The following is a 26,061-nucleotide window of genomic DNA, read 5'->3' on the forward strand; positions in this document are numbered from 1 at the left end:
GTCCTTCGGGTCAGTGGGTGTGCAGGCGGGCGACGAGGTGCAGCCGGTCCGCGTCCGTGGCGGCTCCGGGCAACCTGCCGTCCTGCCACGGCGGTTCGGTGCGCGGTCCGGGTCCGTCGTGCAGTTCGAGGACCTCGAAGCCGTGCGCGGTGAGGAAGTGCCGCAGCTCGTGCGGGAACAGCAGCCGCCAGGCGGAGTGCTGGGTGACGGGCGGCGAGCCGTCGTCGCGGGTCCAGAGGCGGGTACGGCGCAGAAGCTGGGCGGTGCGGTCGACGGTCAGCGTGGTCGTCGACCGGTGGGCGACGCCCTGCCAGGTGAAGGAGTTGCCGGACGGGACATCGAGAAGATCGGTCCTGCCCAGGAAGTACGCCCCGTTGCGCATCTCCGCGACCAGCAGCCCGCCCGGCGTGAGGGCGCGGCGGCAGGAGTCCAGGAAGCCGTCGAGCTGGTCGTTGGTGTGGCAGTACAGCAGGGAGCTGTCCAGGCAGACGACCGCGTCGAAGGCGGCCCCTCCCAGCTCCCGCAGATCGAAGCCGCGCAGGTCGGCCCGGACGTACTCCGGTCCCGGGTGATGCGCGCGGGCGTGGGCGAGCATCGCCTCGGAGAGGTCGGCGCCGGTCACCGTACGGCCCGCGCGGTGCAGTCGGGCGGCGTCACGGCCGGTGCCGCAGCCCATGTCGAGAACGCGCGGGCCGGCGTCGTGGCGGCGCAGGCAGTCCTCGGCCCAGCGTCCGGCGAGCCGGCCGGGGTCGGGGAAGCGGGCCTCGTAGAGGGCGGGGTGGTCGGTGAGCAGGTTGCCGTCGGTCATGCGTCGGCCTTCTCCCGCACCGGTTCCGCGGGCGCCGGGAGCGCGCCACGGCGACGCAGCCATGCGACCCCGCCCGCCGAGGCCGCCCCGGACACCGCACAGCACACCCACGGCAGCCAGGCACGGCCCGCGCTCTCCCCCGCGTCCATGGCCCACCCGACGACGGTGTTGCCGACGGCCGCCGCGATACCCGAGACGACGTAGAAGATCCCGAAGTACGTGCCGGTCAGCCCGGGACGGCCGAAGCGCGGGATCAGCTCCATCACGAACGGCGAGGCGATCATGATGCCGAGGTGGAGCAGCAGCGCGCTCACGAGGACCGGCACGGCGCCCGGGACGAGGACGGGCGGCAGGAAGGCGAACGCCATCACCGCGAGCCCCACGGCGATCCAACGCGCCCTGTCGCCACGGAACGTGAGTGACCTGGTGATCCTCAGCTGGAACGCCAGGTTGGCGACCGTGCCGACGAGGAGGACGATGCCCGCGGCCCCGTCCCAGCCGGTGGCCTCCCGGGCACCGTCCGGCAGCAGCAGGTACAGCTGGTTCTCCAGGGTGAACATGCCGACCATGGCGAGCGAGAAGGCCAGGAAGGCCCGGTTGCCGAGCACCTCGCGCCAGTCCCCGAGGACCCCGCTGCCGCTCGGCTCCACCTTGCGCGCGGGCAGGACGAGGGCCTGTGCCACGGTGAGCACGGCGAAGATGCCGGCGGCGGTCAGCGCGGACGTGCGGAAGTCGACGAGGAGCAGGACGCTGCCCAGCAGCGGCCCGACGAGCGCTCCGGTCGTGGCGAACACGTTGAACAGCGCGAACGCCTCCGCCCTGCGCTCGCCCGCCTCCTGCGCGAGATACGCCCGCACGGCCGGGTTGAACAGCGCCCCCGCGAGCCCGCTGAGCACGGACGCGGCGAGCAGCACCGGCAGCCCGTCGCCCAGCGCGAACAGCGCGAACCCGACGGTCCGCAGCGCGCACCCGGCGATGATGACGCCCCGCGCCCCGAGCCGGTCGGCTGCCGAGCCGCCGATGATGAACAGGCCCTGCTGGCTGAGGTTGCGCACCCCGAGGACGATCCCGACGACCGCCGCCGACATGCCCAGGTTCTCGCCGAGGTGGGTGGCGAGGTAGGGGATGAGGAGGTAGAAGCCGGTGTTGACGCCGAGCTGGTTGGCCAGCAGCAACTGGACGGCGAACGGGAAGCGGCGCATCTCACGCCACGTCCTCATGCGCGATCACCTCCTCGACTCCCAGTCCGGGCAGGCCACTTGGGCGTACGACGCCGTCGGCGCCGCCGATGCCGCGCCACGGGTCGCGGGCGAGCAGCAGATGCCCGTCGAGGTCGGCCCAGCGGGCGCGGTCGGCGAGGTGGACGGCGGGTGCCAGGCCGAGCGTGCTGGCGGTGAGGCAGCCGAGCATCAGCTCCGTCCCGCTGCCCTCGATCAGCTCGGCGATGCGCAGGGCCGCCCGGACTCCTCCGCATTTGGCGAGCTTGACGTTGACGCCGTGGACGCGCCCGGCGAGCCGTCGCACGTCGTCGACGCCCGCGGCGTCCTCGTCGGCGATGACGGGCAGCGGCGACCTCTCGGCGAGGGCGGCCAGCGCGTCCGGGTCGCCGGGCGGCAGCGGCTGTTCGACGGCCTCGACGCCGAGCGCGGCGAAGCGGGGCAGCAGCCGCTCGGCCTGCGCCCTGCTCCAGGCCCCGTTCGGGTCCAGCAGCAGCCGCGCTCGCGGTGCCGCGTCCCGGACGACGCGTACCCGCTCCACGTCGTCCTCGGGATCGGGCGAGCCCGCCTTCACCTTGAGGACCTCGAATCCGCTCGCGGCCAGGTGCCGGGCCGTGGCGGCGGCGTGCGTGAGCGAGGTGATGCCGATGGTGCGTGCGGTGGCGACGCCGAAGGACGCCTCGGTGCCGAGGAGCCGGTGGACGGGCACACCGGCCCGCTTGCCGGCGAGGTCCAGCAGCGCGGACTCGACGGCGGCGGTCACGGCGGGCGGTACGGCGCCGGAGGGCAGGGCCTCCAGGGCGCTCTCGGGGCCGGGGAAGCGTTCCAGGCCGACGGCCGTGATCAGCCGTACGAGCGTGTCGGCGTCCAGCCCGTAGTACGCGCTGCTGACGGCCTCGCCGTGGCCGGTGACGCCGTCGTGCTCGACGCTCAGCCACACGGCGTCGCGGGCGGTCATGACGGAGCGGGAGATGCGCAGCGGCTCGGCGAGTTCGAGTCGTACGGTGCGCAGGCGGGCCTTCATCGTGTCCTTCCGGCGGAGAGGGGATCGGCGACCCGCGCGCACCGCGCCCACCCGCTCGCCTCGGCGGCGCAGGGATGCGGTATCTCCACGGGCCGGGTGGCGGCGCCGGCCAGGTCGAGGCCGTGGGCGGCGATGAAGTCGTCGTCGTAGACGGTGCCGAGGTAGCGGTGCGGCCCGTCGGGGAACACGGTCGCGACGACCGCGCCGGGGTGCACACGGGCCGCCCAGGCGGCGACCCTGGCGACCGCGCCGGTGCTCCAGCCGCCGCTGACGAACGATTCCCGGGCGAGCCGCCGGCAGCTGTCCACGGCCTCGGCGGGGCCGATCCAGTGGACTTCGTCGAAGGCGTCGTAGGCGACGTTGCGCGGGTGGATGCTGCTGCCGAGGCCGCGCATCAGACGGGGGCGGGCGGGCTGCCCGAAGATCGTCGAGCCGGTCGCGTCTACGCCGACGAGCCGCAGCGCGGGCCAGTGCCGGCGCAGCGGGCCGATGACGCCGGCGCTGTGCCCGCCGGTGCCGACGCTGCACACGAGGACGTCCAGGTGGTCGAGCTGGGCGGTGAGTTCGGCGGCGAGGGAGGCGTAGCCGGCGGTGTTGTCGGGGTTGTTGTACTGGTCGGGCCAGTAGGCGCCGGGGAGTTCCGCGAGCAGTTCGCGCAGCCGGCCGAGCCGGGCCGCCTGCCAGCCGCCCTGCGGCGCGGGACGGTCGACGAGCTCCAGGCGGACGCCGTGCGCACGCAGCAACTGCCGCATGGAAAGCTCCAGTTCGCTGTCGCCGACCAGGACGACGGGGTGGCCGAGGGCCTGTCCGGCGAAGGCGAGCCCGATGCCGAGGGTGCCGGAGGTGGACTCCACCACGGGCGCGCCGGGGCGCAGTTCGCCGCGTTCGCGCGCGCCGAGCAGCATCGACACGGCGGCCCGCGCCTTCATGCCGCCCGCGGCGAGCCCTTCGAGCTTGGCCCAGAACCCGGGGTGGGCGTTCGGCAGTCCGGCCGTGACCCGCACGACCGGGGTACGGCCGAGCAGGGCGAGCAACTCCCGCTGCGCGGTGGGACGTACGACCGTCGCGGTCATCGCCCACCCCCGGAACAGCGGTACCGGTGGACGACACCGGGGCCCCCGTCGAGCCAGAAGAAGGGGTACGGCTCCGCGCACACCGCGGTGACCCCGTGCCCCAGGAAGCGGGGCAGCACGGCGCTGCCGGTCTGCGCGAACAGCACCAGCTGCTTGCCGTGCCGCAGGGCGTGCGCGCGCAGCGGCTCGAAGGTGCCGTTGCCCAGGGTCATCCCCGAGACCAGCAGAGCCTCGCAGCTCCCGGCAGCGGCGGGCGCGTCGGTGACGACCGGCTCGCCCCACTCCGTGACCCCGCCCTTGAGGTCGCACGGCACATAGCCGAGGCCACGCGAACGCAGCTCCTCCAGCAGGGAGTTGACGACCCCGACGACGAGCACTGTGCCGCCGTCCGGCAGGTCCAGCAGCTCGACGACGGCCCTCGCCCGCGCCCGGGACTTCTCGAGCGACGAACCGGCGGGCAGGGCGACGGGGTGGGCCCCGTGCCGCGGGATGTGCGGGGCGACATGCATCAGGTAGGCGTCGAGGGCGGCCACCCGCACCGCGGGCAGCGGATGCCGGAGGAGGGCCGCCACGTCAGCGCCCACGCAGTCGTCCAGCGCTCCGTCGGGCAGTTCGCCGGGTTCGACCGCGCACGAGCCGACGGCCTCGGCGAGCCGCAGGCTGAGCACCTCGTTGCGGTAGCCGGTGCCGCGCCCGTCGTGCCGCACGGCCTGCCGGGTGGTGAAGGCGACGGCGATGCGCAGCGTGCGCGGGTCGGGCCCGAGGGCACCCGCGCGGACGTCGGCGACGAGATCGCCGTACGTCCTGACGGGCGCAGCGGGCCGTGCGCCGACGGAGGTCACCGGATCACCAGCCCGGCGCGCAGGGCCGTCAGCAGCCGCTCGACTCGGTCGCGGGCGCCGGGACCCTCACAGTCGCCCGCCATGACGTGACCGAGGTACTCGTTGTTGCTGCCCGCGGCCTTCACGGCCGTGCCGGGCTCGGCGAGCCGCACCTCCAGCACGTCCGGTTCGGCGGCGGGCCGGCGAGGGCCGAGCGCTTCGAGGGTGCCGGGGCGGTCCGGGACGAGGAAGCCGATGGCGGCGCTGCGCAGCCCGGTGTCGGTGCGCCTGAGGTCGGGCCTGCGGCCGAGGGCGACGTCCACACAGGCGGCGGCGAGGTCGATGCCGGTGACATGGCGGACGAGCTCGGTGATGCGGTTGCCCGCGGGGCGGGGGTTGACCTCGACGACACGCGGCCCGGCGGAGGTCAGCTTGATCTCGGTGTGCGCGACGACGGCGTCCGTCAGCCCGAGTGCCTTGAGCGCGCCGAGCGTGGTCTGCTCGGCGGCCTCGATGTCGGCAGGCGGCAGCGCGGCCGGGAACATGTGGCCGGTCTCGATGAAGGCGGGCGCCCCGCCGACGGTCTTGTCGGTGACGCCGACCAGGTGGACCGCGCCCGCGTACGACACGGTCTCGACACTCACCTCGGGGCCGTCGAGGAGCTCTTCGAGAAGCACGGCGGGGGTGCGTCGCTGACCCCGGGCATTGACCGGGAAGGCGGCCAGCGTCCGGAAGAGCGCGGCCAGTTCGGCCTCGTGCTCGATGCGCCGGACGTACATGCCGGCGCACAGGTCGACCGGCTTGGCGACGAGCGGGTAGCCGATCTCACGGGCGGCCCGCGCGAGGTCGGCCCACTCCTCGTGCACGGCGAAGCGCGGTCCGGGCAGACCCGCCTCGGCGAGGATCCGGCGGGTGGCGTCCTTGCGGCAGGCGTTCGCCACGGCCTCGGGTCCGGGGCCGGGCAGCCCGAGGTGCCCGGCGATGCGGGCCACCGCCGGCAGGTAGTAGTCGCAGGACGTGATCACTCCGTCGAAGCCGAGCACCGAGTGCAGCCGTCCCACCTCGGGCAGCAGGGCGTCGGTGTCGTTGGTGTCGGCGGTGAGCACGTTGCGGGCGCCGAGCAGCGGGTGCGCGGTCCCCTCGGGCGCCGAGCGCAGGTAGTGGTGCAGGTCACGGGTGAGGAAGGTGAACTCGTGCCCGCCCTCGCGGATGGCGCGCGGCAGCAGCCTGCTCATCGATCCGACCCAGCTCTCGACCACCAGCAGATGAGCCACAACTCCCCTTTTCGTGCCATGGGTTCCGTCGTCAGGGCAGCCCGGGGCACCCCTCGGCGGGAGGGGGCCGGACTTGACGGGCACACGCTATCGATAATCATTTTCATTTGCTACCCGTTCTTACCCGACCGCCCGAGACCCGGAGCGACCTTGTCCGTCCTGCCCCGCCCCACCGCCGTGCGGTGCGCCTTCGTGGCCGCCGCAGCCCCGCTCCCCACGGCCGCCCCCACCCGCGCGGCGAGCGGCCCGGCCTTCGGCGCGTGCGGGCGCTTCCGTGCCGAGGCCGCCCGCCCCGGACCACGGGGAGTGCGGGCACCTCACCGTCCCGCTCGACCGGCACCACCCCTCGGGCCGGCCCGTCGAGATCGCCGTCTCCCGGGTGCGGTGGCGGCCTGTCTCGTCGACGGGGTGGCGCCGGGGAGCGGTGTTCGGTGGGGTGGGGCGGCCGGGGCCGCGGGCCCCGGGATGCGCCCGCGCGATCGCGGGTGCCCCGAATATCGCGGCGCCCCTCAGGGGCAGCGCCCGGGCAGGGGCTGCTCCGTCCAGATGACCTTGCCGTGGGGCGTGTAGCGCGTACCCCAGCGCTCGGTCAGCCGGGCGACGAGGAACAGGCCGCGGCCACCCTCGTCCGTGCTCTGGGCGCGGCGCAGCCGGGGCGAGGTGCCGCTGCCGTCGGACACCTCGCAGATCAGTGCGCGGTCGCGGAGCAGACGCAGCTGGACCGGGCCGGTGGCGTGCCGGATGGCGTTGGTGACCAGTTCGCTGGCGATCAGTTCGGTGGTGAAGGTCAGCTCCTCCAGGCCCCACTCGGCGAGCTGGGCGGTGACCGCCGCGCGGGAGCGGGAGACGACCGCCGGATCGCTGGGCAGGTCCCACTGGGCCACCCGGTCGGCACCCAGCGTGTGCGTACGGGCGACGAGCAGCGCCACGTCGTCGCCGGGCCGGGCCGGCAGCAGGGCGTCGAGGACGGCCTCGCAGGTGTCCTCGGGCGAGCGGTCGGCACCGGCCAGGACGGCGCGGAGGTCGTCGAGGCCGGCGTCGATGTCACGGTGCCGGTCCTCGACCAGACCGTCGGTGTACAGCACCAGTCGGCTGCCCTCCGCCAGTTCCAGCTCGACCGTCTCGAAGGGCATGCCGCCGAGGCCGAGGGGCGGGCAGGCAGGGAGGTCGACGAACTCGACACTGCCGTCGGGTGCGACGACCGCGGGCAAGGGGTGCCCGGCGCGGGTGAGGGTGCAGCGCCGGGACACCGGATCGTAGACGGCGTAGAGACAGGTGGCTCCGACGATGCCGGAGTCGGGACTGTTCTCCGCCGCCCAGCCCTCGCCCCGGTCGAGCCGTCCGACCAGGTCGTCGAGGTGGGTGAGGAGGTCGTCGGGCGACAGGTCCAGGGAGCAGAAGTTGTGGACGGCCGTGCGCAGCCGGCCCATCGTGGCGGCGGCGTGCAGGCCGTGCCCGACCACGTCGCCGACGACGAGTGCGACGCGGGCGCCGGACAGCGGGATGACGTCGAACCAGTCGCCGCCGACGCCGGCCTGCGCGGGCAGATAGCGGTAGGCGACCTCGACGGCGCTCTGCTCGGAACGGCCCCTCGGCAGCAGGCTGCGCTGGAGGGCGAGGGCGGTGTTGTGCTCGCGGGTGTAGCGGCGGGCGTTGTCGATGCAGATCGCCGCGCGGCCGACCAGCTCCTGGGCGAGGGACAGGTCGTCGTCCTCGTAGGAGTCGGGTTGCAGCGAACGGTAGAAGCTGACCACGCCGAGGGTCGTGCCGCGGGCCCGCAGCGGCACGGTGATCAGGGAGTGGATGCCGGCCTCCAATACCGGTGTCAGCCGCTCCGGGTCCTGCGCGATCCACCCGTCCGCCTCGGTCAGGACCGGTTCCATGACGGACTGCCGGGTTTCCAGGGAGCGGGCCTGCGGCGTGGAGGGGACGTACTCGACGGTGTCCCCCACGTCGTACAGATTGTGCGGCTGCTTGCGTACGGCGCGGATGGCGACGCGGCGCAGCGCGGTGCGGCCGCCGAGCGCCTCCGGTTCCTCGCCGCGCAGCACCGAGTCGGGCAGGTCGACCGCGACGAAGTCGGCGAACCGGGGGACGGTCACCTCGGCGAGTTCCTCGGCGGTGCGGGTGACGTCCAGGGTGGTGCCGATCCGCACGCTCGCGTCGTGCAGCAACTCCAGCCGCCGCCGCGCGAGCATGGCCAGCCGGCCGACACCGGGCTCCCCGACGAGCAGCAACCAGCCTTCGGCGCCTGCGGCCTGCCCGTCCGGGGTGGTGGCGGGTGCGGCCTGTGGGACGTTCAGCGGTCCGCGCGGAGAGGCCGGGGCCGAGGGTGATCCGGCCTGCGTGAAAGGGGGCACTGGTGTCGGCGCCGCAGGTGGAGGCGACGGGGCCGTGCCCTGCGGTGCCAGGCCGGCCAGGCCCGGTGCCACCGACGCGACGGGACCGCGCACGGGCGATCCGGCCGGCCGCCGCACCGCCGATCCGAGCTGCCCGTCCCCTGCCGTCGCCGGCGCGCTCCCCGTCTCCCCCGGAACCACGTCGCGATGGCTGAGGCGTGGGCCGCCCAGGACGCGGGCCTCTACGGCTACGCCGTTCTCCCCCGCCGCGCCCGTGACCTGGCGGCGCAGCAGCGTCGCGGTGCGGCCGCTGGGCAGCGTGACCTCGTCGAGCGTGCGATGCGGGGAGGCGATGAGCTCCTCGGCCCTGGCGCGCAGCACGGCCATGTCGATCCGGCCGAGCGCCCCGCCGTCCAGGTCGGGCCGCAACCCGTCGGGCTGTCCGGGCCGGTCCCTGGCACGGCCGTCGGCCCGCCGGTACGCGGCGAGGAGCGCCCGCTCGCGCAGGTCGGCCTGCTCCAGCAGCCGCGCCTCGATGCTCCGGGCGGCCTCGCGGACCATCCGCACCATGGCGGGGTCGCCCTGGTCGCGCAGACAGGTGATGTCGAGGACGGCCTCGATGCGTCCGCTGAGCGGGTCGCGCACCGGGGCGCCCGCGCAGGCGAAGGGCTGGAGGCAGTCGGCGAAGTGCTCGCGGCCGGTGATGTACACGGGGCCGCGCTCGGCGAGCGCGGTGCCGACGCCGTTGGTGCCGACGACCGACTCGGAGGCGTCGAAGCCGGGGGCGAACCGCACCGCGTCGAGGCGGTCGCGCAGCTGCCGGTCGCCGCCGAGCCGCTCGACCATGCGGCCCTGTCCGTCGCACAGCGCGATGGTCATGCTGGCATCGGCGAAAGAGCTGGTCAGGTCGGCCAGGACGGGGTCGGCGGCATGCCGGAACCGTTCGTCCAGAGCGACGTCCTCGGTGTACCGGACCAGCAGGCGGTGCGGCTCGAGACCGACGGAACGGCAGCGTTTCCAGGAGTCGAGCACCGAGTCCCGCACGTCCGACTCGACCAGGGAGCCGGCGAGGAATCGTTCATGGGCATCGACGAGACCGCCGATGTCGTCCCAGGCGACGGACAACGGGACCACTTCCTCACCCGAAGCCGGGCCGGACGCGCACCACTGCTCGGCCCGCGACCCGGGGGCTTCGCCAAGCGCTATCACCCTAGCCCTTCCGTGACGTGCATCACAATTGCTCGCCCGGCCCTCGCAGGCGGCGGTGGGCGCCGGCGCTCGGCGGAGGGCGTTGTCAGTGATGGCAGGCAGGATGACAGGCATGACCACACCAGTTGCGCAGATCGTGGACGCCGCCGGGTACGCACGGGCCGTCGAGGACGTCGTGCAGGCCGCGGCCGCCTATTACACGGACGGCACGTCCCCGCTCGACGACGACACCTACGACCGGCTGATGCGGGGGATCGCCGCGTGGGAGGCCGATCATCCCGGCTCTGTGCTGCCCGGCTCGCCGAGCGGCAAGGTCGCCGGCGGCGCCGTCGAGGGCGATGTGCCGCACACGGTCGCGATGCTGAGTCTGGACAACGTGTTCTCGGCCGAGCAGTTCACGGCGTGGACGGCCTCGCTGGCCCGCCGGATCGGGCACGAGGCGGAGAGATACAGCGTCGAGGCGAAGCTCGACGGTCTCGCGATCGCGGCCCGGTACACCGAGGGGCGGCTGACGCGGCTGATCACACGCGGTGACGGGACGGCCGGGGAGGACGTCTCGCACGCGATGAGCACCATCGAGGGCCTGCCCGAGACCCTCACCGAGCCGGTCACCGTGGAGGTGCGCGGCGAAGTCCTCATGACGGGCACGCAGTTCGAGCACGCCAACGAGGTGCGCACCGCGCACGGCGGGCAGCCGTTCGCCAACCCCCGCAACGCCGCGGCGGGCACCCTGCGGGCCAAGGACCGCGCCTACACGGTCCCGATGACGTTCTTCGGCTACGGTCTGCTGCCGCTGCCCGACACCGACGAGGCTCTGACCACGCGGCTGGACGGCCTCGCGCACAGCGAGCTCATGGAGCTGGCCGGGCGGCTGGGCGTGCACACCACCGCCACCACCGAGGTGCCCGGCGTCACCGCCGGCACCACGGACGACGTCCTGACCCGGGTGCGGGAGATAGCCGCGCTGCGCGCCGAGCTGCCGTTCGGGATCGACGGGATCGTCATCAAGGCCGATCGCGCCGCCGACCAGCGGGCCGCCGGAAACGGATCGCGGGCCCCGCGCTGGGCGATCGCCTACAAGCTGCCGGCCGTGGAGAAGATCACCCGGCTCCTGGACGTCGAGTGGAATGTGGGCCGCACCGGCATCATCGCCCCGCGCGGCGTCCTGGAGCCGGTCGAGATCGACGGCTCCACCATCACCTACGCCACGCTCCACAACCCCGCCGACATCACCCGGCGCGATCTGCGGCTGGGCGACCGGGTGATGGTGCACCGAGCGGGTGACGTCATCCCGCGCATCGAGGCCCCGGTCGCCCATCTGCGCACCGGCGACGAGAAGCCGATCGTCTTCCCCGAGGCGTGCCCGCGCTGCGGCTCGGCCATCGACACCGGCCAGGAACGCTGGCGGTGCGAACAGGGACGCAACTGCCACCTGGTCGCCTCCCTCTCCTACGCCGCCGGCCGCGACCAGCTCGACATCGAGGGCCTGGGAGCCACCCGCGTCGTGCAGCTCGTCGAGGCCGGACTGGTCGCCGATCTCGCCGACCTGTTCACCCTGACCCGCGAACAGCTCCTCGGACTGGAACGGATGGGTGAGACCAGCACCGACAACCTGCTGGCCGCCCTCGCCACGGCGAAGGCCCGCCCGCTGTCGAGGGTCCTGTGCGCCCTGGGCGTCCGGGGCACGGGCCGCTCCATGTCCCGCCGCATCGCCCGGCACTTCGCGACCATGGAGAACATCCGTGCCGCCGATGCCGAGCTGTTGCAGCAGGTCGAGGGCATCGGAGCCGAGAAGGCACCTTCGATCGTCGCGGAGCTCGCCGAACTCGCCGGTCTGATCGACAAACTCGCCGCCGCCGGAGTCAACATGACCGAGCCGGGCGCCACCTTCGTCCCCATGGACGCCATCGCCACCGAGACCGCCACCGATGCCGCCACGACCGACGCCCCGGCCGGCGGTCCCCTCTCCGGGATGACCGTGGTGGTCACCGGCGCCATGACCGGTCCCCTGGAGAAGCTCAGCCGCAACCAGATGAACGAACTCATCGAACGGGCCGGCGGCCGCTCCTCGTCCAGCGTGTCCAAGAAGACCAGCCTCGTGGTCGCCGGGGAGGCCGCCGGGTCCAAGCGCGCCAAGGCCGAGGACCTCGGCGTCCGGCTCGCCACCCCGGACGAGTTCGCACTCCTCGTCGCGGACTGTCTCGGCTGATCGCCGGCGGGCGGGGCGGACAGGGTCCGCCCTGCGGAATTTGTCATGGACGGGGTGGACGGGATCGGCATACCGTGCCTCGGCCACGCGATGTTCCGCGGGTCTGTGCCTGTTCTCTTCTCGCCCGTGGAGACGAAAGAGGGGGTGGAGCAGTACATGGCATCCGACGTACTGCACATCCTCGCCGCCATGTACTTCGCCATCCGCCTGACCACCGTGCAGCGCCTCAAGGCAGCAGCGGGCCCGTTCGGCCTGACGCCGGCCAAGGAGCCGTCGGCCTGAGGCTCGCCGCCCACCGGACACCCGGCCACCGCTCCCACAGAGCCGACCCGGACGATCCGCGCCATACTCGACCCCATGCGGTCGCTACGGGGCCTCGTCGGGGTTGCCGCCGGGTTGGTGCTGGTGGTTGCCGTCGGGTGCACCGGGAGTGATGGGCAGGGTGCCGCGGGTGCGCATACGGCGTCGGCTCGGGGCGGGAGCGGGTCCGCAGGCGCGACGGCGACGGCCACGGCATCCGGCTCGGCCTCGGTTTCGCCCAGTCCCGGCGATCCGGTCTCCCTTCCGGCTTTGATGGAGCGCGAGCAGCGGGGGTCGGATCTGCGGCTCGGCGGGGTACGGGTTCGCACGGATGCGTACACGCAGTACGCCGTCACCTATCGGTCGAACGGCCTGAAGATCTCGGGGATCATGAACGTCCCGCGGGGCGACGGGCCGTTCCCGGCGTTGGTGCTGGCGCACGGCTACATCGACCCGGACGTCTACACCACCGGCCGCGGAATGCCACGCGAGCAGGACGTCCTCGCGCGGGGCGGGTACGTCGTCCTGCACACCGACTACCGCAACCACGCGGGCTCCGACGACGATCCGGACAACGACCTCAATCTGCGGCTCGGCTACACCGAGGACGTCATCAACGCCGTGCACGCCCTGCGATCCGCGTCCCGGCCGAACGTCGACGACGGACGGATCGGGCTGCTGGGGCGGTCGATGGGCGGCGGGGTCGTGTACAACGCGCTGGTCGTGGCGCCGGGGCTGGTCGACGCCGCCGCCGTGTACGCACCGGTCAGCTCGCGTCCGCAGGAGAACATCGACCGGTTCCAGCGGCCGGAGGGCGACCCGCTCGTCGAGGAGATCGAGGCCGCGCACGGCACCCCGCGGGAGAACCCCGAGTTCTGGCGGCAGGTCTCGCCGGTCACGTACGTCGACCGGGTCACCGAGCCCCTCCTGATCCACCACGGCACCGCCGACGACACCTGCCCGCCGGCCTGGACGAGGGCGACGGTCGCCGCGTTCGAGGCGGCGGGCAAGGACGTGGAGCTGCGGACGTACCGGGGCGAGGGGCACACGTTCGGGCCGCGGTGGGCGGAATCGATGGACGTCACGATGAGCTTCTTCGACCGGAACCTGCGGTGACCGACGGCACGAGAACAGGAGAGCACCCGTATGCCACATGTCTCGGTGAACGGCGTCGAGCTCTACTACGAGGTGGCCGGCGGCGGCGATCCGCTGGTCCTGGTCCATGGGTCCTGGGGCGACCACTACAACTGGGCGCCGGTGATGAAGGACCTCACCCGGGACCGTCGGGTGCTGGTCTACGACCGCCGCGGGCACAGCAGGAGCGACTGCCCGCCGGGGCAGGGCTCACGCCGTGAGGACGAGGACGATCTGGCGGCACTGATGGAGAGCCTCGGCTTCGCCCCCGCGTTCGTCGCGGGCAACTCCTTCGGCGCGTCGACCGCGTTGGGGCTGGCCGGCCGTCGCCCCGAGCTCTTCCGGGGCATCCTCGCGCACGAGCCGCCGCTGCTGGGCCTCGTGGCCGACGACCCCGGGTCGGGGCCGTTGCTCGCAGCGGCCAAACGGCGCCTGGCCGCCGTGGTCGAGCGGCTGCGGGCCGGTGAATCGCTGGCCGGGGCGCGGCAGTTCGTGGAGGAGGTCGCGCTCGGTCCGGGAGAGTGGGATCGGATGCCGGACCGGGTGCGGGAGACCTTCCGCGTGAACGCGGCCACCTTCGCCGACGAGCAGGGCGACCCGGGATGGGCGGACCTCGACCTCGCAGGCCTCTCCGGATACACGGGTCCCGCGGTGCTGACGAAGGGCAGCGAGAGCCCGCCGTGGTTCGCCGGCATCGTCGGCCGGCTCTCCGGCGCGCTCCCGCAGGCGGCGACGTACACCTTCGAAGGCGCCGGACACATCCCGCACGTCACCCACCCCACCGAGTACGTGCGTCAGGTGTCCGCGCTGGTCGCCCTGGGCCGCCGGGCGCCGTGAGGCCGAACGGCGTGCTCGCCCCGCACGGTTCGCGGGCGAATGTGACGGACGACGCACGGAGAACCGCAAGTTTTTTCCCGCGGCCGTGATTGTTTCGCGCGTTCCATCCGTACTTCCTGGAGACCAAGCCGCTCACGTCAGGAGGCACGATGCCCGTCTCGCGCCGCATGGTAGGAACCGTCTTCGTGGGAGGCGCGCTCGTCCTCACCCTCTCCGCGCTCGCCTACCCGGCCATGCTGGGCGTGGAGACCACCTCCGCAAACCAGGACCGCGTCATCGCCAACACGCAGTACGGTCCGCTCACCGAGGCCGACCGGGACTTCGTCGTCAAGGTCCGCGCCGCCGGGCTGTGGGAGCACCCGCTGGGCATGATGGCGATGCAGCGCGGGACCACCCCGGAGATGAAGGAGGCAGGCGAGCACTTGGTCGTCGGACACGCCCGGCTCGACCTGGCCTGTCGCAAGATCGCGTCCGAGCTGAACATCACGCTGCCCAACCAGGCCAGCCCGCAGCAGCAGCAGTTCGTGGCAACGGTGGACTCCAAGACGGGCAAGGAGTTCGACGCCACCGGTACCGCCATCATGCGTGTGACGCACGGGCAGATCTTCCCGGTCATCGCGAAGATCCGGGCCAACACCCAGAACACGATGGTCCGTCAGCTGGCCGACCTGGCCAACGACACCGTGCTCGACCACATCACGGTCCTGGAGAAGACCGGCCTGGTGAACTTCGACGCGAACAACTTCCAGCAGACCACCCCGCCGAAGCTCCCCAAGGACCAGCTCACCCCGCCCGCGCCCCAGCCGGGCTCGCCGGTCCTCACGCTCGCCATCCCCAAGGGCCTGGAGGACCTCGACACCGCGTCCCCGACGGCGCTGCCGAGCGCGGACGTCAAGTGACGGACGGTCGGTCGCCTGTCGAATGAGCAGGGCCCGGAGGAATCACTCCGGGGCCCTGCTCGCGTCCGGCAGCGCCCGATCGCACCGCTCAGCCGGTCTTCCGCCCCCAGGGCGTGTCCAGCTGCTCCCATTCGGCGGCCCACTGGTCCAGACGCCGCCGTTCGATCCCGAGCCGGACCACCCAGGCGGACCCGAGCACGAGACCCGCGGTGCCCGCCCCGGCCAGGATGCCGCCGGCGACCGCGTGCAGCGTCATCTCGGTCTCCGTCAGGGGCTCCTTGGGCAGGACGCCGGTGCGGTCGGTCCACACCTCGACCTTGCCGCCCGCCTTCATGTGGGGCGGCACCCGTGCCTCGTCGGTGCGCGTCGAGCCGTTCGTGTCGGTCCAGCGGACGGTGGCCCACACCAGATGGTCGGTGGTCACCCGGGCCGGCCCCGGATCCTCCGCGTCCTTCACGAGGACGGCCGTCACCTTGTGGCTCTGGGCCCGCTGGTGCTCCGCCGAGCGCACGACCGCGTCCGCCGCCACCAGGCCCCCGAGGACGGCGCCGACCAGCGCGAGGAGCCATCCGCACAGCACGATCCAGGCCTCGATGACGTCGCTTCGCCGCCGCAGCGGATTGCGCCGCCACCGCCAGAGCCGCACCTTCGTGCACCGGGACACAGCCATGCCGACACCCCCTTGAGCACCGACAGCACCCTTCCAGTGTGCGCCTGTTGGCGCTTTCGCGTAGGTCGAGACAGCACCGAATGAAACATTCAGCAATCGCAGCACCTCTGGGTGGATTCATTCATCCGGGGTCGCGACGGCCACGCCGGCACCCGGGATCGATCAGCTCGCGGTGCGCCTGACCCGGCCGGCGTACCGCTTCTCCAGCTCCAGGCTGCCCTCGAAACCACCGGGCACGTTGGCGCAGACGTACACGGGCGGACGCTCCCCGGCGGCGATGAGCAGCGCGGCCGCCTCGGCCACGGCCATCTGCCCGGGCAGGACTCCGGTCAGGGTCGAAAGAGCGCGCACCGCACCTCCGCCGGGCAGTTCCATCAGCGCGTCGCCGCGCGGGGCGGCGTTGTCGAGGACCACGTCCGCGAGGTCGGCGAGCTTCGGGCCGCTCGGGTGGCCGGCGGGGACCGCTCGGGTGTGGGCGAGGGAGGTGACCACCAGGATGCGATGGCCGCGCTCCTTGGCCTGCAAGGCCATTTCCACGACGCCGTTGTCGACACCGGAGTTGGAGATCACGACGAACAGGTCGGCTCCCGCGCGCGAAGCGCCGGGCGCTCACGGACGCGTCGGACACGCGTCACTCACTCCCCGCCACGGGATGACTCGCTGGACAACCGCCGCTGGATGAAACCACCCCGCGTTGCCGCATCGGTGAATCACCGAACCACACGCCAAGTGGTACGGGCCATGAGACTTGTCTCGGGCCGTAGGCCACCGGCGAGCAGCCCGTCGGGCCGGTCCTGGTATTCAAGCTGTGAGAAATCCGGTGGCTGATACCTTCGTTCCATGGCCCCGACGGACGTCACGACCCTGATCCGCACCGAACTGCCCAGGCTCGCCGGCTCACTGCGGAAGGTCGGCGAGCTGATCCTGGAGGATCCGGCCGCCGTCACCCGCTGTTCGGCCGCCGAGCTGGGCCGTCGCACCGGTACCTCGCAGGCGACGGTGACCCGTTTCTGCCGCGCCATCGGCCTCGACTCCTACCAGCATCTGCTGATCGAGCTGGCCCAGGAGCGCGGCCGCGGCCAGGTCTCCGACTGGGGCACCGCCGAGATCGGCCCGGAGATCTCCCCGGACGACTCCCTGGAGCGGGTCGTGCAGGTCGTGGGCAGCACGGACCTGCGTGCGGTGCAGCAGACCGTCGACCGCATCGACCTGGACGCGATCGAGCGGGCCGCGCAGGCGGCGGCACGGGCCCGCCGGATCGATGTGTACGGGGTCGGCGGCAGCGGGGCCGTGGCGCAGGAGACCGAGACGCGGCTGTTCCGGATCGGCTGCGCGGTGCGCGGCTGGACCGAGGTGCACGCGGCCGCGACCTCCGCCGCCCTGCTCACCCCGGCGGACGTGGCCATCGGCATCTCGCACTCCGGGGCCACCCGGGAGACGGTCGAGCCGCTGGAGCTGGCAAGGGAGCGCGGCGCCACGACCGTGGCGATCACCTCCGACCCTCGCTCGGCGCTCGCGAAGGCCGCCGACATCCGGCTCGTCTCGACCGCCTCGGAGACCGGCTTCCTCACCGGCATCGGCGGCCGGCACTCGGTCCTGGTCCTGATCGACTGCCTCTACGTCCGGGTCGCCCAGCTCTCCTACCAGCGCGCGAGCGCCTCACTGGCGCTGACGGACCACATCGTCGCGCAGCACACGGTGAAGTCCCGGCGTTCGCGCTGAACGCAGCCGGTTCCGCACTGCGGAAGCACCCGTGCCGTCCCCGGCCGGCGGTGACCGTCGGCTCGGGCGGCTTCAAGTGCCACAACGGGGCGGGGCGTTCGTGCTTCCGGGCACGGCGGCCCCGGGCCCTTCGACACTGAGCCGGGCGGGCGCCACCGCGCCCCGGCTGCCGTCCCGCTCGGGCGTCCACCACACGCCCCACCACGGTCGCTGCCCGTCAGACCCCCGCCAGCACCTCGGCCACCGCCCGCAGATTGACCCGCCCCCGTCCGTACGAGTGCAGCGCGCCGCCCTCCGGCAGTCCCGTGTCCACCCGCACCGCGTCCGGGCGCCGGCCCAACAGGGCGTCACGCAGCCGCTCTTGCCACGGGTGCAGCCCGGCGTCGCAGGTCGCGACGACCAGCGGGGCGGAACCACAGCGGCGCACGATCCCCTCGACCAGGTCGTCCGGGTCCGCGCACGCACCGGTCACCGCCGTCCCCGTGGCCGTGGGGTCGACGGCGCGCACCTCGGTGAGCAGGTCCTCGCCACCCCAGTTGAGGACGGGGTGCGGCGGTGGGAACAGGTCGACGACATGGGCCCCGCGCACGGCGGGCGGCACTCCCCGGCTCCGTACGGCCCGGCGCGCGGCGTACAGTCCGACGCCGGCGACCTCGGACACCGAGGCGGGGACGGTCGTGGCGGTGGGCGGGGTCGCGTACCGTGCGGCGAGCCGTCGTACCCGCCCGGCCGCCTCCTCGACCCGCTCGGGCGCCAGCGCTCCGGTGCGCAGCGCGTTCAGTACGGCGTCCCGGCAGTCCAGGGTGAGGTCCAGGTCAGCTGCGGAGACGATCACTTGGTCCGCTCCGGCGGCGAGCGCCATGCGCGCGCCGCCCGCCTCGCCGTACCCGTCGGCGATGGCCTTCATCTCCAGCGCGTCGCCGACGAGGACGCCGTCGAAGCCGAGGTCGCGGCGGAGCAGATCTCCCAGGATGCGCCGGCTGAGCGTGGCGGGGCGGTCGGGGTCGAGGACCGGGAAGACGACATGGGCGCTCATCAGCATCGGCACGCCCGCGGCGACGGCCGCGCGGAACGGTTCGAGATCGGCCCGGAGCTCGTCGTGCGGCCGCGGATCGACCGCCGCGCCGTGGTGACTGTCGGTGACGGTGCCGCCGTGGCCGGGGAAGTGCTTGGCGCAGGACGCCACGCCGCGGGCCTCCGTCGCGGTGATCCAGGCGCGCAGATGGCGGGCGGCCGACTCGGGATCGGCGCCGAAGGAGCGGGTGCGCACGATCGGGTTGTCCGGCCGGTGCTGGAGGTCGGCGACGGGGCCGTAGGTGGCGGTGATGCCGAGAGCCGCCAGGTGCGCCGCGAGCGCGTCGGCGCAGCGAGCGGTGAGGTCCGGGTCGTCGACGACGCCGAGGGCGTAGGAGCCGGGGACCTGCGGGGCGCCCGCCGTGCCGAGGTGGCCGATGCCGCCGCCCTCGTTGTCGATGGCGACGACGAGGTCGGGGCGTGGCGCGCGCAGCTCGTCCGTGAGGCGGCGCACCTGCTCGGCGTCGCGTATGTTGCGAGTGAAGAGGATGACGCCGCCGAGGCCGCGGTCGATGAGTTCCTTGAGCGTGTCAGGGACGGTCGTGGCGCCGTCGAACCCGGCGACAAGGCAGCGGTGGGCGGCTTCGTCCAGATCGACCGGCAGTGCGGTCGACCCGGGGGTTGTGTGCTCGAAGGGGCTCACCCCCGCAATGCTCTGGCTCGGTCAGCCGAAAGTCAACCTTCCGGTGGATGACTGATTCAGCCCCTCGGTGTGCGGACGTCCGGCGGGCGGCCGCCGCACGGCGGCCCGTCACTCGGGGAGCTTCTCCGCCTTCCGCACGGCCTCGGCGAGTTGTTCCAGGACGGGCAGCCGGGAAATCCCGTTGTACGACCGCCACGGCGACGTCTAGCGTCGGCCTTCCGCCGGCGTGTAGCTCAACAGCAGAGCACCGGGCTCCAGACCCGGAGGGCGCAGGGGCAGCACCTGCCATGCCGGCCTCGACGTGTAGCTCAGCAGCAGAGCACCGGGCTCGGGACCCGGAGGGCGCAGGGGCGGGACCTGCCACGTCGGCATATGAACGACAACGCTGACCAGCAGCCCCTCACGGCGGCCCCGTCCTACGCGGCGGCGCAGCTCGCCAAGGCCTTCACGACCGCGCTGAGCCACCGGGACGCCGACACCCGGCGCCGGGCCGAGCAGCGCGGGCAGCGCTGGCGCGCGGTCCTCGCGGGGATGGCCTCGGGCCGGCTGACCGTCGGCTCGCGCACCCCGGTGGCCGGGCTGCCGGCCTGGGTGACCCCCGAGGTGGTCCGCGGCGGCTTCGCCACCGGCACCGCGAGCGCGGGCGGCCCGCTCCAGCCGTACGAGAGCGAGGCCGCGCGGAGTTTCGGGGTGCCGGCCGAGCGGGGCGCGCTGTTCGCGCACTGCCTCACCGAGCCGGGCCTCGGCCGGCTGTGGGATCTGCTGGACAGCGGCCGCTACGAGGTCGGCGTGCCCGAGGAGGCGGCGCTGCTCACCGTGGCCTGGCTGGTGCGGCACGGGGCGACGGACGCGGCGCTGGATCTCGTGGCGGAACTGGAGCCGTTCGCCGGCCGACTGCGCTTCCTGCCCCGGCCGGCCGACGGTCCCGCGCCGGACCCCGTCACGGCGGTGCACCGGTACACCGTCTCCGACACCGTCGACACCCTGGTGCGGCGGCGCCCCGACACGGCCGTCGAGACCCAGCGCGAGGCACTGGCCGTGTGGCAGCCGTTCGGCGACGAGCTGCTCGTGCACTGGCTTCAGACGGCAGGGGACGGGCCGGACGGCCGGGTGCTCGAAGTCGCCCCGGACGCCGGCTGGCCGGAGCGCGGTGCCGCCCTGCTGGACCGCTACCGGACGCTGGCCGCGCGGCACACCCTCTGCACCAAGCATCTGAGCCCCAAGGAGAACCTGGGCATTCTGCGCGGCGCGCTGGAGGAGACCGTCGCCGGGCGGCCGCTGGACGCGCGCCGGCTCGGTCTGCTGCGGCACGCGGTGGCGTCGATGGTGCGGCGCCGGGGACGGCCCGGCTCCGTGCCGCACACGGCCCTGCGCCGGCGCCAGGCCGAGCAGGCGGCGCTGCCCTCCCACCACGCCCTGGCCCAGGTGGTGCTGCGCCGGCTCGCCGTGCTTCCCCAGGAGACCGGCATCCCCGAGGTCGCCCCGCTGGTCGGCGCGGTGAGCGAGGAGGAGGGCCGGGAGACCGGGCTGCCCGCCGGAGCGGCCGTGCCGCCCGCGATCCGGCAGGTGGTCGAGGCCGCGCTCAGCGCGCCGATCGGCACGCTCGTGGAGCGCGGGGTCGTCCCGTCCGCCGAGGTCCTGGCCGAACTGGTCCCGCAGCTGGTCGCCGCCACGACCGCGCAGGCGTACGGCGACGCGGCCCTGCGGGCGCTGATGGCCGCGAACTACCGGGCGTTCCGCAACCGCCGCTCCCTGCTCCTGCTCGACCTGGAGCGGCAGGTGCGTGTCGAGGAACTGCCGTGGGTGCTCGCGGTGTCCGGGCAGCGGTCCGCGGTGACGGGCAAGCCCGACGGGGACGGCGCGCTCGACGTGCTGCGCCGGCTGGGCGAGCTGGCCGTGCAGGCCTTCCCGGGCACGATCCTGCCCAACCCGCTCGTCCGTGAGCTCGGTGTGCTGGCCCGGAGCTGCGACCTGGGCGCGCCGTTCGTGGAGGAGCTGGCCGCGGACATCTTCATGGGCGCGTTCGGCCCGAAGTTCCTCACGGCGGCGCGGATCGCGGGTGAACTGCTCGGCGGCACGCTGTACGAGCGCTACTACGGCATCGACTACGCCGCGATCCGCGACCTCGCGATCGCGGAGGCGGGCACGGCACCGGCCCGTTCGGCCGGTGCCCCGCACCTCCCCGGGTTTCGCGCGGTTGTGCGCACAGCGGGCCGGGGCGGCGTCGGGCTCCTGGTCCGTGGCGGCGAACGGCAAGGTGATCGAGCAGGCGCAGATCCTCACCACGCACAACCTGGCCACGCTGGTCCACCGCGTCGGCATCGCACCGCGGCCCGGCCGGTCCGACCTGGCGCGCCGCTGCTCCGTGACGGTGTGCCGGCTGACGGCTCGCGTGGAAGGCAACCGGCGGCCGCTGTCCACCATCAAGGACGCGGCGTACGCGTGGCGCCAGATGCTGTTCCACCTGTCCCTGTGCCCGCCCGAGGAGCAGGGGCGTTTCATCACGGCCCTGGAGGAGGAAGTCGCCCGCCATGCGCCCCATGTCGCGACCCGGCTGGCACCGGCCCTGGCGGGCCTTGCCTTCATAGCCGAGGGCGGCAGCTTCCGGGCGGACGGCACGGCGGCACGGGGCGGGGGACGCCGGTTCCTGGGATGGAGCACCGGGGGGCATTGGATGCGGTGAGGGCGGGGACGTACGTATACAGGTCTTGACCTGCCCCGCCTCTGAGCAGGTCGGACCACGCAACGCCCTCCCCTCCCCACCGGCACCACGCCCCTCTCCACGCACACAGCGGCGCGACGCCCCCGGTCACGTCGCTCATCCGCCGACACCCCGTCGGCTGCCGGACACCATCGCTTCACACCGGGAGGGCACGTTGCCGTCGTCCCCTCCTGCCCTCGCCCTCTAGCCGTCGGCCCGCGTCCGCGCGGGTGCGACGCGGAAGGACGACCGCGCCGTGTCCTCCTCGCTCCCGCTCAGCGATCTCCCCGGACCGCTGCCCACCTGCCCGCTCCCCGCCGTCGCCACCGCCTCCGCCGTCGCGGCCGTCCCCGCCGCCGTGGCCCGCTCTCCCCTCGCCTCCGCCGGCTCCCCCTTCGCCCCGGCGCGCCTCGCCCGCCACGCCCTGACGCTGCTCCCCCTCCTCCTGATCGGGGCGTGGGCGGCGGCCGACTGGCACACCGTCCGTGACGGCGCCGCCCGGCTCGCCTCGGCCGATCCGTGGTGGCTGCTGGCCGGCCTCTTCTTCACCTGCACGGGCTGGGTGTGCGCCGCCGTCGTCCGCCAAGGGGCGATACCCGACCGCCTGCCGCCGGGCCTGCTGCTGGCGTCGCAGTTCGCGGCCGGCGCCGCCAACCAGGTCCTGCCGGCGTCCATCGGCGCCCACGCCGTCACCCTGCGCTTCCTGCAGAGCCAGGGTGTATCGCTGGCCCGCGGCACCGCGTCGCTCGCCCTGTACTCGCTGGCCAAGCCGGTCGCGAAGACGGTCGTGCTGCTCGGCTTCCTCGTGGCGTTCCCCGAGCTGCTGCACCTGGGCGAACTCGTTCCGGACCGGCGGACGTCGGTCCTGGTGGCCGCGGCCGTGGTGACGGCCCTGGTCACGGCGGCCGTCCTCATGACGACCGTCCGAGCGCTGCGCCGCCCCCTCCTCGGCTTCGTACGCACCGCCCTGACCGACGCACGCATCCTGCACACCCGCCCGAGCCGCGTCCTCGCGCTCTGGGGCGGCGCGGCGGCCACCCCGCTGCTCCAGGCGAGCGTGATCGCCTCGGTCGGCTTCGCGCTGGGCCTGCCGCTGTCCTGGACGCAGGTGACGCTGGCGCTCCTCCTCGCGAGCACGGCCGTCGGCGCCGTACCCGCGCCCGGCGGAATCGGCCCCGTGGACGCGGCCCTGGTGTTCACGATGGTCACCTTCGGCGCCCCGACGGGCCTGGCCGCGGCGACGGTGATCGGATACCGCGTACTGACGGTCTGGGTACCGCTGCTGCCCGGCGCGCTGGTGCTCTCGATCATGGTCCAGCGCAAGATCCTCTGACCGCCGGGGGCGAGGAGCGCGCCGCTACTCCTGCCCGATCCGCACCACGGCCACCGTGATGTTGTCGGGCCCGCCGGCCTCGATCGCGGCCTTCCACAGCTCGAAGGCCGCCCGGCCGTCGTCGTGCTCGCCGAGGATCTCGTCGAGAACGTCCGTGGGCACCGGGTCCGTGAGGCCGTCCGAGCAGATCAGGTACCGCTCGTCGGGTGCCGGGGTCTCGGAGGTGACGTGCGGCTGGACGGCACGGTAAGTCGGCGAGCCGCCCAGGCACTGGGTGACCAGGGAGACGGTCCGGCCGGGCGGGTGCGGCGGATTGTCGTCGACGCTCACCTGGCGCAGCCCGTCGAGGCCGGCGGCGAAGACCTGGCTGTCGCCCACGTTGAACACCAGTACCGAGTCGGCCTGCACGACGACTCCCGCGACGGTCGTCCCCATGGCGGTGAGCACGGTCTCCTCATCGCCGCCGGCCGCCTGGTACACGGAGCGATTGCAGGCGTTGACGGCGTCACGGACGGCGACCTCGCTGGTGAGGGCGGGCCCCAGCGCCGCGAGCTGCCGGGCGACCAGGGAACTGGCCACGTCCCCGCCGGGATGCCCACCGAGCCCGTCGGCGACGGCCACCACCAGCGGGGTGCGGAGCGGAAAGACCAGGGTCTGCGGATTCTCGGTCACCGTGCCGCACAGCGTCCACGGCCCGACGACGAGGCTGTCCTCGTTGCGCTCGCGCAGCAGTCCGGGATGACTGATCGCACTCACAGCGACGTACGGCACCGGCCGCCACCGCCCTCCCGCACGGTTCCCGACGCCGGACCGGCCCTCCGGCCCGGCTCCCGACTTACGAGTCTAGGAACACCCGCATCACCCGTGCCAGCGCACCCGGCCGCGACAGGGGCCGGAGGTCCGGAGCGGTGCCGCCCCGGACACTTCGCGGCCGGGGGCCGCGGGCCGTCGGTCAGGCCCCGTCCGGGGTCATCCGGAGCGAGATGCTGTTGATGCAGTAACGCTGGTCGGTCGGCGTGGCGTAGCCCTCGCCCTCGAAGACGTGTCCGAGGTGGGATCCGCAGCGGGCGCACCGCACCTCGGTGCGGACCATTCCGTGCGAGCGGTCCTCGATCAGCTCGACCGCGTCGGAGTCCTTCGGGTCGTAGAAGGACGGCCAGCCGCAGTGCGACTCGAACTTGGTGGTGGAGGTGAAGAGTTCCGCGCCGCAGGCGCGGCAGGAGTAGACGCCCTTCTCCTTGGTGTTGGTGTACTCACCGGTGAAGGCGGGCTCCGTGCCGGCCTGGCGCAGGACGGCGTACTCGGCCGGAGTCAGCTCCGTGCGCCACTGCTCGTCCGGCTTTTCGACGTCGTACGACATGAGTGTGTGCCCCTCACTTCGACAGGCGGTCCAGGATGAGCGGGCCGAGGTCGGTGACATCGCCCGCGCCCATGGTGAGAACGAGATCACCGGGCTTCGCCATTCCCGCGACGAGCGAGGGCACCTCGCCCTGGTCCGGCACCGCCGTCACCTCGGCGCCGGCCGCCCGGGCCGCCTCGATGATCAGCTCGCTGGTGATGCCGGGGATCGGGTCCTCGCGGGCCGGGTAGATGTCCAGGACCAGCGAGGCGTCGGCCAGGGCGAGGGCGTCGCCCATCTCCTTGCCGAGCTCCTGGGTGCGGGAGAACAGGTGGGGCTGGTAGACGACCACGATCCGGGCGTCGCCGGCGGCGGCCCGCATCGCCTCCAGGTCGGCGGTCATCTCGGTCGGGTGGTGGGCGTAGGAGTCGACGACCTGGACGCCCGCGGCCTCGCCCTTCAGCTGCAGGCGCCGCTTCACGCCGGTGTAGGCCGCCAGCGCCGGAGCCAGTTCGGCGGCCGGGACGCCGAGGGCCGAGCCCGCCGCGAGGGCGGCGACCGCGTTCAGGGCGTAGTGGCGGCCCGGGACGGAGACCGCGAAGGTGAGCTCCCGGCCGTCCAGGAGGACGGTGACCTGGCTCTTCAGGCCCTGCGCCACGATGGACAGCACGCGTACGTCGGCGTCCTGCGCCTCGCCGTACGTCACCGTCCGCACGGTCCCGGCGACCCGCCGGGTCAGCTCGCGCGCCCCGTCCTGGTCGGCCGAGATCACCAGCGTCCCGCCCTCGACGATGCGGTCCGCGAACGTCACGAAGGACTCGTAGATCTCGTCCATCGACGCGTAGTTCGCGTGGTGGTCGAGCTCCACGTTCAGGACGATGGCGACCTCGGGCGCGTACTTGTGGAAGCTGCGGTCCGATTCGTCCGCCTCGGCGACGAAGATGTCGCCGTCGCCGTGCAGGGCGTTCGAGCCGGGGGCGTCCAGGTCGCCGCCGATGGCGTACGACGGCTTCAGGCCCAGCTCGGTCAGGGAGACCGCCAGCATCGACGTCGTGGTCGTCTTGCCGTGGGTGCCGGCGACGGCGATCGGACGCAGGCCGCCCATCAGCGCGGCGAGCGCGTCGGAGCGGTGCACCACCGGGATGCCCAGCTCGGCGGCGCGGGCCAGCTCGGGGTTGTCCTGCCGGATCGCCGACGACACCACGACACAGCCGGCGTCGTCGGCGAGGTGCTCCGCCGCGTGCCCGATGTGCACGGTCGCGCCGAGCGCCCGCAGCGCGTCCGCGGTCGCCGACTCCTTGGCGTCGCTGCCGGACACCGCGGCCCCGCGCTGGGCGAGAATCTTCGCGATCCCCGACATCCCGGCCCCGCCGATGCCGATGAAGTGCGGTCGGTCCATGGCGGTGGGAATGCCGGGTGCCATGCGTGTTCTCCC

19 protein-coding genes, 2 tRNA genes and 2 pseudogenes are annotated in these 26,061 nt (G+C 73.5%); 10 read left to right on the forward strand and 13 right to left on the reverse strand.

Annotated elements, in window-relative coordinates; translation table 11 throughout:
• Nucleotides 1-10 precede the first annotated feature (10 nt).
• The 7 genes from AC3ETA_RS11235 to AC3ETA_RS11265 form a co-directional block, all read right to left on the reverse strand.
• A complete protein-coding gene (locus tag AC3ETA_RS11235; RefSeq protein ID WP_432192689.1) occupies nt 11-808 on the reverse strand; it encodes a class I SAM-dependent methyltransferase in 798 nt (265 codons plus the stop codon).
• The gene (locus AC3ETA_RS11240) at nt 805-2,028 is read right to left on the reverse strand and encodes an MFS transporter (protein ID WP_432192690.1); all 1,224 of its coding nucleotides are present in this window, start codon (nt 2,026-2,028) and stop codon (nt 805-807) included. Before AC3ETA_RS11240 ends, AC3ETA_RS11235 begins: the two co-directional genes overlap by 4 nt.
• A complete protein-coding gene (locus AC3ETA_RS11245) occupies nt 2,012-3,049 on the reverse strand; it encodes a dipeptide epimerase (RefSeq protein WP_432192691.1) in 1,038 nt (345 codons plus the stop codon). The genes AC3ETA_RS11240 and AC3ETA_RS11245 overlap by 17 nt, the downstream gene beginning before the upstream one ends.
• The gene (locus AC3ETA_RS11250; protein ID WP_432192692.1) at nt 3,046-4,122 is read right to left on the reverse strand and encodes a PLP-dependent cysteine synthase family protein; all 1,077 of its coding nucleotides are present in this window, start codon (nt 4,120-4,122) and stop codon (nt 3,046-3,048) included. The genes AC3ETA_RS11245 and AC3ETA_RS11250 overlap by 4 nt, the downstream gene beginning before the upstream one ends.
• A complete protein-coding gene (locus tag AC3ETA_RS11255; RefSeq protein WP_432192693.1) occupies nt 4,119-4,964 on the reverse strand; it encodes a Rossmann-like domain-containing protein in 846 nt (281 codons plus the stop codon). Before AC3ETA_RS11255 ends, AC3ETA_RS11250 begins: the two co-directional genes overlap by 4 nt.
• Nucleotides 4,961-6,217, reverse strand: coding sequence for an ATP-grasp domain-containing protein (locus tag AC3ETA_RS11260; protein WP_432192694.1), 1,257 nt, complete (start codon nt 6,215-6,217; stop codon nt 4,961-4,963). Before AC3ETA_RS11260 ends, AC3ETA_RS11255 begins: the two co-directional genes overlap by 4 nt.
• Nucleotides 6,218-6,726: 509 nt before the next feature.
• Nucleotides 6,727-9,690: a SpoIIE family protein phosphatase gene (locus AC3ETA_RS11265; RefSeq protein ID WP_432192695.1), complete on the reverse strand. Its 2,964-nt coding sequence runs from the start codon at nt 9,688-9,690 to the stop codon at nt 6,727-6,729.
• 187 nt (nt 9,691-9,877) lie between these two features.
• Between AC3ETA_RS11265 and ligA the strand changes: the two genes are divergently transcribed.
• The 5 genes from ligA to AC3ETA_RS11290 all read left to right on the forward strand — a co-directional run bounded on the left by ligA (nt 9,878) and on the right by AC3ETA_RS11290 (nt 15,144).
• Entirely contained in the window at nt 9,878-11,974 is a 2,097-nt protein-coding gene (gene ligA / locus AC3ETA_RS11270; RefSeq protein ID WP_432192696.1) for an NAD-dependent DNA ligase LigA, read from the forward strand.
• Nucleotides 11,975-12,130: 156 nt separating this feature from the next.
• Nucleotides 12,131-12,256, forward strand: a complete 126-nt coding sequence (locus AC3ETA_RS11275; RefSeq protein ID WP_432192697.1) for a hypothetical protein — start codon at nt 12,131-12,133, stop codon at nt 12,254-12,256.
• Between the two features lie 291 nt (nt 12,257-12,547).
• Nucleotides 12,548-13,390 (forward strand): alpha/beta hydrolase family protein, encoded by an 843-nt coding sequence (locus tag AC3ETA_RS11280; protein WP_432192698.1) that lies wholly within the window; start codon nt 12,548-12,550, stop codon nt 13,388-13,390.
• A gap of 30 nt (nt 13,391-13,420) precedes the next feature.
• Nucleotides 13,421-14,245: an alpha/beta fold hydrolase gene (locus tag AC3ETA_RS11285; RefSeq protein ID WP_432192699.1), complete on the forward strand. Its 825-nt coding sequence runs from the start codon at nt 13,421-13,423 to the stop codon at nt 14,243-14,245.
• Nucleotides 14,246-14,394: 149 nt separating this feature from the next.
• Entirely contained in the window at nt 14,395-15,144 is a 750-nt protein-coding gene (locus tag AC3ETA_RS11290) for a DUF4142 domain-containing protein (RefSeq protein ID WP_432192700.1), read from the forward strand.
• Nucleotides 15,145-15,232: 88 nt separating this feature from the next.
• Here AC3ETA_RS11290 and AC3ETA_RS11295 read toward each other — a convergent pair whose 3' ends face one another.
• Entirely contained in the window at nt 15,233-15,814 is a 582-nt protein-coding gene (locus AC3ETA_RS11295; protein ID WP_432192701.1) for an Rv1733c family protein, read from the reverse strand.
• Between the two features lie 162 nt (nt 15,815-15,976).
• Nucleotides 15,977-16,396, reverse strand: a pseudogene (locus AC3ETA_RS11300) (sugar isomerase domain-containing protein); the annotation flags it as partial.
• Nucleotides 16,397-16,654: 258 nt separating this feature from the next.
• Here AC3ETA_RS11300 and AC3ETA_RS11305 point away from each other — a divergent pair.
• A complete protein-coding gene (locus tag AC3ETA_RS11305; RefSeq protein ID WP_432192702.1) occupies nt 16,655-17,536 on the forward strand; it encodes a MurR/RpiR family transcriptional regulator in 882 nt (293 codons plus the stop codon).
• 217 nt (nt 17,537-17,753) lie between these two features.
• Here the strand turns inward: AC3ETA_RS11305 and AC3ETA_RS11310 are convergent, their stop codons facing one another.
• On the reverse strand, nt 17,754-19,253 hold the full coding sequence (locus AC3ETA_RS11310; RefSeq protein WP_432192703.1) for a glycoside hydrolase family 3 N-terminal domain-containing protein: 1,500 nt from the start codon (nt 19,251-19,253) through the stop codon (nt 17,754-17,756).
• A gap of 222 nt (nt 19,254-19,475) precedes the next feature.
• On the opposite strand from AC3ETA_RS11310, the gene AC3ETA_RS11315 reads away from it, so the two are divergent.
• The 4 genes and pseudogenes from AC3ETA_RS11315 to AC3ETA_RS11330 all read left to right on the forward strand — a co-directional run bounded on the left by AC3ETA_RS11315 (nt 19,476) and on the right by AC3ETA_RS11330 (nt 23,287).
• Nucleotides 19,476-19,547, forward strand: a tRNA-Trp gene (locus tag AC3ETA_RS11315).
• 3 nt (nt 19,548-19,550) lie between these two features.
• A tRNA-Pro gene (locus AC3ETA_RS11320) sits at nt 19,551-19,622 on the forward strand.
• A gap of 3 nt (nt 19,623-19,625) precedes the next feature.
• A pseudogene (locus AC3ETA_RS11325) lies at nt 19,626-21,936 on the forward strand (hypothetical protein).
• A 274-nt stretch (nt 21,937-22,210) separates the two neighbouring features.
• The gene (locus AC3ETA_RS11330; RefSeq protein ID WP_432192704.1) at nt 22,211-23,287 is read left to right on the forward strand and encodes a lysylphosphatidylglycerol synthase transmembrane domain-containing protein; all 1,077 of its coding nucleotides are present in this window, start codon (nt 22,211-22,213) and stop codon (nt 23,285-23,287) included.
• Between the two features lie 24 nt (nt 23,288-23,311).
• On the opposite strand, the gene AC3ETA_RS11335 is transcribed toward AC3ETA_RS11330, so the two are convergent.
• The 3 genes from AC3ETA_RS11335 to murC all read right to left on the reverse strand — a co-directional run bounded on the left by AC3ETA_RS11335 (nt 23,312) and on the right by murC (nt 26,049).
• Nucleotides 23,312-24,058 (reverse strand): PP2C family protein-serine/threonine phosphatase, encoded by a 747-nt coding sequence (locus AC3ETA_RS11335; RefSeq protein ID WP_432192705.1) that lies wholly within the window; start codon nt 24,056-24,058, stop codon nt 23,312-23,314.
• A 181-nt stretch (nt 24,059-24,239) separates the two neighbouring features.
• The gene (gene msrB / locus AC3ETA_RS11340) at nt 24,240-24,647 is read right to left on the reverse strand and encodes a peptide-methionine (R)-S-oxide reductase MsrB (protein WP_432192706.1); all 408 of its coding nucleotides are present in this window, start codon (nt 24,645-24,647) and stop codon (nt 24,240-24,242) included.
• 13 nt (nt 24,648-24,660) lie between these two features.
• Nucleotides 24,661-26,049, reverse strand: a complete 1,389-nt coding sequence (gene murC / locus AC3ETA_RS11345; protein ID WP_432192707.1) for a UDP-N-acetylmuramate--L-alanine ligase — start codon at nt 26,047-26,049, stop codon at nt 24,661-24,663.
• Between the last annotated feature and the right edge of the window lie 12 nt (nt 26,050-26,061).

It is taken from the genome of Streptomyces sp. bgisy027 (assembly GCF_057710365.1).